Annotated in this window: 2 protein-coding genes; both read left to right on the top strand. The window is 32.7% G+C overall.

Features of this window, described 5'->3' with window-relative positions:
• The coding region (locus GN217_RS18435; protein WP_232334503.1) for a condensation domain-containing protein at positions 1-1,973 on the top strand (1,973 nt) is incomplete at its 5' end.
• Positions 1,973-3,834 (top strand): condensation domain-containing protein (locus GN217_RS18430; RefSeq protein ID WP_156858101.1); only part of this gene is annotated, 1,862 nt, incomplete at its 3' end. The genes GN217_RS18435 and GN217_RS18430, both read left to right, overlap by 1 nt.

Here is a 3,834-nt window from a genome sequence, read left to right as displayed (position 1 = left end):
TTGAGAGCACCCTTTTAGAACATCCGAATGTGAAAGACACGACTGTAATGGATTGGAAAGAAGGAGAAAGTGAAACATTTTTATGTGCCTATGTGGTTTTTAAAGAACCAGTTCCAAGCTCGGAACTTAGAAATTATTTAAGTCAAAAGTTGCCCGCTTACATGGTTCCATCATTTTTTGAAGAATTGGATTCAATTCCATTGACTTCAAACGGTAAAATAGACCGAAAAGTATTACCCAAGCCAGATATATCTAATCAGTCAAAAGAATATGTGGCACCAACAACAGAATTGGAAAAGAAATTAATAGAGATATGGCAAGAAGTGTTGGGAATTGAACAGATAGGAGTGACTGATCACTTTTTTGAAATAGGTGGTGATTCAATTAAAGCTATTCAAATAGCATCTATGTTGCAGAAGGCAGATCTTACAATTAGTGTGAACCATCTGTTATATTCGTCAACTATTAGAAATCTAATCCCTTATATTAAAAAGAAAGAACAAAGAGTGAATCAGGATCCAATTCAAGGTGAAGTACCTTTAACACCCATTCAACTAGAATTTTTTGAACGGGAGCAGAGTTATTTAGAACACTTTAACCAATCAATGCTGCTATTTAGCTCGGAAAATCTTGAAGAATCATTAGTAAGTCACGTTCTGGAAAGATTAGTAGAACATCATGATGCTTTAAGAATGATCTATAAAAAGGATAAAGATAAATGGGTTCAGTTTAATCGCGAAATTAAAAAGGATAATATCTTTGAATTCGATGTAATTGACTTAAATGGTAAAAATGATGCTTCAGAAAAAATAGAGAATGAGTCCAATAAATCGCAAGGTGGTTTAAACATTTCAAAAGGACCTCTGATGAAAATTACCTTATTTAAAACGGATTATGGAGATTATTTATTATTTGTGATCCATCATTTAGTGATAGATGGCGTGTCGTGGAGGATATTGCTAGAGGACTTTGAATGCGGTTACAAACAGGCGGTCGAGAGTCATCTGGTTAAACTACCATCAAAAACACACTCTTTTATGGATTGGTCAAACGTATTGAATATATACTCAGAAAGTAAAGAACTTTTGAAGGAAGTAAATTATTGGCGCGATATTTGTCAGACTAAATTGTTGCCTCTTAAAAAAGACAGACAAACCACAATAAATTTGGTTAAGGACTCTGATGATATAATAATAACTCTAAATAAAAAGAAAACGAAGCAATTATTAAGTCAAACCCATTATGCGTATAATACAGAAATTAATGATATTTTATTGACAGCTTTAGGAATAACTTTATCAGAATGGGTGGGGACGGACAAAATAGGGGTTTTACTGGAAGGTCATGGAAGAGAGGAGATTCATGATGAATTTAACTTTAATCGTACAATAGGTTGGTTTACAAGTTGCTTTCCTGTAGTGCTTAATTTTTCTGATTCAACTTCTAATATAGTTTTGGAGGAAAGATTGTCATATTATATTAAAAATGTAAAAGAAATATTAAGAAACATACCTAATCGTGGTATAGGATATGGTGTTTTGAAATATTTAAGTAAAGAAGGGTTAGCTGTTAACAACATCGATCAGTTCTCTCCAGAAATAGTATTTAATTATTTAGGGCAATTTGATAGGGGAAGTCAAACATATAAAGATAATATGTTTGAAATATCTTCTTTACACACTGGTAGGGAAATTAATCCTAATATGAAGAGAAACTATACTTTAGAAATGAATGGATATGTATTAAATAAACAATTAACTTTTTTAATTAGTTATAGCAATAAGCAATATGATAAAGGAACGATATCGGAATTGGCCGAAAATTTTAAAGCAAATCTAGAAAGAATAATTGAACACTGTTTAAATAAGACTAAGTCAGAGAAGACACCAAGTGATCTCGGAGATAAAGATCTTTCAATAGAAGAATTAGATTATATGAGAAGCATGTTAGAAACAAAAAGGAGTGAATATTAGTGTCTAGTAAAGTTGAAATAGAAAAAGTTTATGATTTATCACCTATGCAAGAGGGAATGTTATATCATTCTCTCTTGGAAGAAAATACTGAAGCATATTTTGTACAAATATCTTTTTCAATAAAAGGTTCCTTGGATATAAAAATTTTTGAGAAAGCTATTAAGCAGCTGGTCCAACGGCATGAGATTTTAAGAACTACTTTTTTCTATAAAAATGTTAAAAAACCAAAACAGGTAGTGTTAAATAATAAAAATGCACAAATAAATTTTAGAGATTTATCTGATTTAACGGAAGAGGAATCTTCAAACTTTATTAAATCTTACTTTTTAGATGATCGAAAACACAAATTTGATTTAGAAAGGGACATATTAATTCGCTTTACTATTTTTAAGCTAAGCGATGTGGATTTTAAAGTAGTTTGGAGCTTTCCACATATTTTATTAGATGGTTGGAGTCTTGGAATTGTTCTTAAAGAACTTTTTATTAATTATGAATCTATAAAAAATGGTACGCCATTAGAATTGGAAATAGCCAAACCCTTTAAAAATTTTATAAACTGGCTTGGTGAACAGAATTATGAGCAGGCTTTAGATTACTGGAAGAGTTTTTTAGATGGATACGAAACAAGGGCAATTTTACCAACTATGAATATTCATATGGAAAGTAATAGAGAGCAAAAAAAATTTGAGTTTGACCTTGGGGAGAGACTGACACGGAATCTAATTCTATTAAGTAAAAAGCTTAATGTGACACTTAACACAATGATTCAGGCGATTTGGGGCATTTTATTACAAAGGTATACAAATCGGGATGATGTTATTTTTGGGGCTGTTCATTCAGGAAGAACGGCAGATATAGAGGGTATTGATAATATGGTAGGCTTATTCATCAATACAATTCCTGTTAGGGTAGGTCCGGGTAATACTTTTAGAGATTTTGTTACGAATATACAAGAACAGGCTACAGTCTCAGCAACGTATGGCTTTTATCCTCTTTATAAAATTCAGGAACAAAGTGTACACAAAAGAAATTTATTTGACCATATTATTGTATTTGAAAATTACCCTCTGTCTAGTGAATTGAGTAATGCACGGGATTTACAGATTAGTGACTTGACTTCTTTAGAACAAACAAACTACCCTTTATCAATTGCGGTGTATCCGGGGAAATCGCTTAAGTTCAAAATTTCATATGATGAATACTTATATGATGAGAATTTTATTTTTTCTTTTGAGAACCACATTAAACAAGTAGCTTCTATTGTTTCAGATAATTTAAATATCGATATTAAACAAATAGATATGTTGACAGAACAGGAGAAGCATCGACTGTTGATTGAATTTAATGATACAGAAATGCTATATCCGAAAGAGAAAACAATCCATTCCTTGTTCGAAGAACAAGTGGAAAAGGATCCCCATCAAGTAGCTGTGGTATTTCAAGAAAAACAGCTTACTTATAAGGAATTGAATGAGCGGGCAAACCGCTTAGCGCGTGTTCTGAGACAACGTGGAGTAACCTCAGAAGATCGAGTAGGCTTATTAATGGAACGGTCATTGGATATGATTGTGGGGATGCTGGCGATATTAAAGGCGGGCGGCGCTTATTTGCCAATCGATCCTGCATATCCAGCTGAACGTATTGATTATATGCTTGAAGACAGTGGATCTAAAATTGTGCTAAGTCAGACAAAAGTGATTGAACAGCTGTGGGAAGAAAAGCAGTGGGAAGGCGATTGTCTAGATGTAAGAAAGATAGATTTTGAAGGAATAGATGAATCCAATTTGACGCCTGTGAACCAATCACGGAATTTGGCTTATGTAATTTATACTTCAGGTACAACTGGAAAACCTAAGGGTGT

Source organism: Oceanobacillus sp. AG, from assembly GCF_009746545.1.
Taxonomy (GTDB): Bacteria; Bacillota; Bacilli; order Bacillales; family Amphibacillaceae; genus Oceanobacillus; species Oceanobacillus indicireducens.
This window is presented reverse-complemented; position numbering and strand designations above follow the sequence as displayed.